Here is a 1,384-nt window from a genome sequence, read left to right on the forward strand (position 1 = left end):
GTGTGATGAAAACAAGGACGCGGGTTTATCACATGGATCAGATGAAAGATAAAGGTCTTGCGTCCCTGTTTTCATCAAGGATATGGGGATAAATCGCAGGTGTTCAAGTGTAGAGCATCACGATGAGGTGACCCACACGGAAGCCTGATAATCCGTGTGGGTCATTGCACAGAACAAGGTGTTCGACATCACCCAAGGATTATATTGATCGTTTCAGGTGTCCTTGTTCTGCCCGCGGACTCTACCAAGGTGATATGTTGAACGAAAGTGCTATTTTTGTTTCGTCAAGTGGTTGGAGGAGTTAATTACGTAATGCGGCATACAAAAGCCCACATATTGTGGGCTTGGTGCGGGTCAGATACAACAACCTGCTACCACGTTGAGCCGTCAATACAACGTAAGTCCGATAAAATGTTTTCCATCGCATAGTTGGTATTTTGCTCCAGGGCTTCACGCTTGGTGAGTTTTTTGGCGTGCTCCCTGGGAAGGATTTTCAGCAAGGCGAACTCGTCGACCTTGTGCTCGGTGGCGTCAAGCGTAATGCGGATGTGTACCAGCTTGCCGTTAATAAAGCCTATCTGGTTAGTCATTTCTTCGCGGTTAAAATGCTTGTTGTGGAACGCTTGCTGTTCGTCCGTCAGCTCCAGCTTTTCACCGTTAAACGCCGCGATAAACGCGGGAATATGGCTAACGAAGTCTTGGTAATCGTCCCAACTGTTCGGCGCGGTGGTTGTTTTACTTGGCGATGTGTCGTTATCATGTTGGCTCATTCGGTATGACTCCCTTGTGCTGAGTGAACTGGGCTGACTTTTCTTGCAACGGGGTCAGCCCTTTTATTTTTCTGGTTATTTCACCCTCTTTGCGTCCATGTGCTTGAACTCAGGCAATTCATTGTTATCGAGCAGTGTTTCTAAGGTATCGAGCAATCGGTAGTTGTCGGACTTTTTCGAGGCCTGACGAAGTGACAGCGCGATAGTGTCTGTGTGTTGTGCCAGCTCACACAACTTGCTGTACGCCAGAATGCCTGCCAGTGAGTGCCCGCGTGTTGACACAAACAACAGACTTTCCTTGTTATTGAATTTACCTTCTGCATCGTCCTTGAAGTGTGCCAGTAACTCAGCATCCAGCTGTTGGCAAATGGCAGGCCGAGTATCCTTCTGTGCGTTGTTATCGTTAAACGCACTGAGGTATTCGGCGCAGGCCATGACATCATGTCTGGCATCAGCCAGTTGGATAAGGGCTTCCCCTACGTCATTGGGCATCACATTCTGCACTGTCTCGACTAACGCTTGGTGTGCTTCTGTGTAGGTGTCCCCTATCTGGTTGACATCGACCTCGTCAGGGTCACCAAAGTCATAGCCTCGGTCTTCATAGAACTTGGTCA

The 1,384-nt window shown here is 48.6% G+C and carries 2 protein-coding genes; both read right to left on the minus strand.

All coding sequences use genetic code 11. The annotated features are described in order from the left end of the window. Positions 1-371 precede the first annotated feature (371 nt). The gene (locus tag B5D35_RS23760) at positions 372-770 is read right to left on the minus strand and encodes a hypothetical protein (protein ID WP_078754853.1); all 399 of its coding nucleotides are present in this window, start codon (positions 768-770) and stop codon (positions 372-374) included. A 75-nt stretch (positions 771-845) separates the two neighbouring features. After that, a partial coding sequence (locus B5D35_RS24510; protein WP_170915266.1) for a hypothetical protein occupies positions 846-1,384 on the minus strand: 539 nt, incomplete at its 5' end.

The sequence above is a fragment of the Enterovibrio nigricans DSM 22720 genome (genome assembly GCF_900167155.1).
GTDB lineage: Bacteria > Pseudomonadota > Gammaproteobacteria > Enterobacterales > Vibrionaceae > Enterovibrio > Enterovibrio nigricans.